Origin of the sequence: uncultured Microbacterium sp., assembly GCF_913776565.1 — a bacterium.
Taxonomy (GTDB): domain Bacteria; phylum Actinomycetota; class Actinomycetes; order Actinomycetales; family Microbacteriaceae; genus Microbacterium.
The window spans coordinates 1-2,776 of sequence record NZ_CAJYPF010000129.1; the positions used below are offsets into that span (position 1 = coordinate 1).

At 74.0% G+C, this 2,776-nt stretch carries 1 protein-coding gene; it reads left to right on the top strand.

What is annotated here, in order from left to right:
• Positions 1–88: 88 nt before the first annotated feature.
• On the top strand, positions 89–2,776 hold a 2,688-nt coding region (locus QZ433_RS06825; protein ID WP_295781068.1), incomplete at its 3' end, for an ATP-binding protein.

Sequence of the window (2,776 nt, forward strand, 5' to 3'; positions counted from 1 at the left end):
TCGCGGTCCCCCGCTCCGAGAGCGAGGATGCGGCATCCCTCGTGCCCGAGGCCCCCGAGACTCCCGAGGAGGGACGACTCCCGTGACCATGCTCGAGACCCTGTTCGGACTCATCCCCGCCGCCTCCCGCGGACAGCAGTGGGTCGCCGAAGACCTGCAGCTGATCAACTGGGGCGGATACGACGGCACGCACCGCGTGCGGTTCGCGCCGACCGCGACGCTGCTGTGCGGCGGGTCGGGATCGGGCAAGTCCACGCTCATGGACGCGTACGTGGCGCTGATGATGCCGCACACCACCCCCTTCAACGGCGCCTCGAACGGCGCGGTCGTGGGGCGTCCGCGGGGTCAGGAGCAGCGCAACATCCTGTCGTACGGGCGCGGCAAGCTCGACGAGTCGCGCACCGACGAGGGCACCAAGGTGCGGGTGCTGCGCGGCGACGGCGCCGACACGTGGACGGCGATCGCCATGACCTGGGCCGACCACGACGGCGCGCGGTTCACGGCGGTGCGCGCCTGGTACATCCCGGCCGCCGCCCGCACCCTCGACGACGCGGTCAAGGTGCGCGCGACGGTGCACGGCGCGTTCGACCTGCGTCAGCTCGAGCGGGCGGCGCAGAGCCACCTCTCCGACACGGCGGTGCGGGCCACGGGCCTGGACACCCTCGCCACCGACCGCGAGTTCTCGGCGCGGCTGCACGCGGTGCTCGGCATCGGCGCCGCCGGATCGGGCGCGAAGGCGATGAGCCTGCTCGCGCGCATCCAGGCCGGCCAGCAGATCACCACCGTCGACGACCTGTACAAGCGCATGGTGCTCGAAGAGCCCGAGACGCTCGCGGTCGCCGAGGCCGTGGTCGCCCACTTCGACGGACTCGAGGGCACGCGCACGCGCATGCTCGAGGCGCGTCAGCAGGTGCGCGCGCTGCAGCCGATCCGCGCGATGAAGACGCGCATCGACGAAGCCACCGAACGGCTGCGGCTGATCGACGCCCTCGGCCGCTTCACCGATCCGGAGTCCCGCGCCTCGCTGTGGCGCGCCGAGCGCCGGGTCGACCTGCTCGGCGCGGTCGAGGACGAGCTGCGCGAGCGCACGCACGCCACCGACGCCCTCGTGCGCGAGCGTCAGGCGCTGGCCGACGCCGCCGAGGCGGAGCGCGAGGCGCTGGGCGACGTGCTGCGCGCGGCCGGCGGAGACCGGCTCGACGCCGCCCAGCGCGAGTTGCGCGGACTCGAGCGGCGCATCGCCGGTATGCAGCGCGACCGCGAGCGTTTCGAGGCCGCCCTCGCGGTGCTCGGCACCGAGGTCGACACCGCGGCCGCGTTCGCCGCGCTCGTCGACGAGGCCCGCCGCACCCTCGCCGACACCGACGCCAAGGCCGCCGTGCGCGAGGCGTTCGTGGCCGCGAGCAGTCGCCACACCGACCTGCGTCAGCAGCTCGCCGCCCTCGAGACCGAGCACCGGCGCACGCAGACCCGCGACGACAACATCCCCCCGCGCCTGCACGAGGCCCGCGAGGCGCTCGCCGCGGCGGCCGGGCTGACGGCGGCCGAACTGCCGTTCGTGGCCGAGCTGATCGACGTGCGCACCGAGTTCGAGCCGTGGCGCGGCGCCTTCACCCTCGCCCTCGGCGGGTTCGCGACGACGCTGCTCGTCGACGCGGGGCACCTGGCATCCTTCCGCTCCGCGATCGACGGGGTGCGACTGGGCGAGCGTCTGCGGTTCGAGGGCGTCCCCACCGCTCTGCCGGAGCGCGGTGGGCTCGACCCCGCGACCCTGCCGGGGCGCCTGGAGTTCCGCCGCTCCCCCTTCACGGGGTGGCTGCAGGACCGACTGGAGCAGCAGTTCGCCTTCGTCTGCGTGGATGCCGCGACCCAGCTGTCTCAGCACCGGATGGCGCTGACGATCTCGGGGCAGACCAGCCAGGGAGCGCGCGGCGCGCACGGCGGGTCGGCGGCGCACAGCATCCTGGGCTTCTCGAGCCGGGTGCGCCTGACCGAACTGGGCGAGCAGATCGTGACCGTGCGCCGCGACCTCACCGCGGCCAAGGCGGCGGTCGACGAGGCCGCCGCGGCCCTCGACGCCTTCGACGACCGGCGCGGCGCCCTCGAGAAGATCGCGGATCTGACGTGGGACCAGGTCGACGTGGCATCCGTCGACCGCGAGCGCGAGCGCTGGAACGAGACGGTCGTCGAGATCACCGCCGGAAACCCGCGCATCGCCGAGCTGCAGGAGCAGATCTCGGGCACGCGGGCCCGCGCAGCGCGCCTGCGCGAAGAGATCGGCGCAGCCAAGACCGAGCAGCAGGCCCTCGCCGCGCGGTGGGCGCAGGTGACCGACGAGGTGGATGCCGCGCAGCTGCTGCTCGAACGCGCCGAGGACCGCGACGTCGCCCTGTCGCCCGACGAGGTCGCGTACCTCGACGCCCTGTTCGTGGCGCCCGGGTCGACGGATGCCACGCCGTCGCAGCTGCTCGCCCGCTTCGACACGGCTCTGGAGTCGGCCGCGAAGCGTCTCGCCGAGGAGCAGCGCGCCGCGCAGGAGACATGGGCCGACCAGCGCGACGGACTGCGGCGCACGCTCACCGCGTTCACGGACCGGTGGCCGAGCCCGAACCTGCTCGCCGATCCCGACGAATCCCTCGGCGACTTCGAGCGGATCCTCGCCGACCTCGAGGCCAGCGGCCTGCACGAGCTCGAGGCCGAGTGGCGCGACTCGCTGCTGCGCCTGTCGGGCAACGACCTGACCAACCTCGACTCGTCACTCACCCGCGCGTTGCGC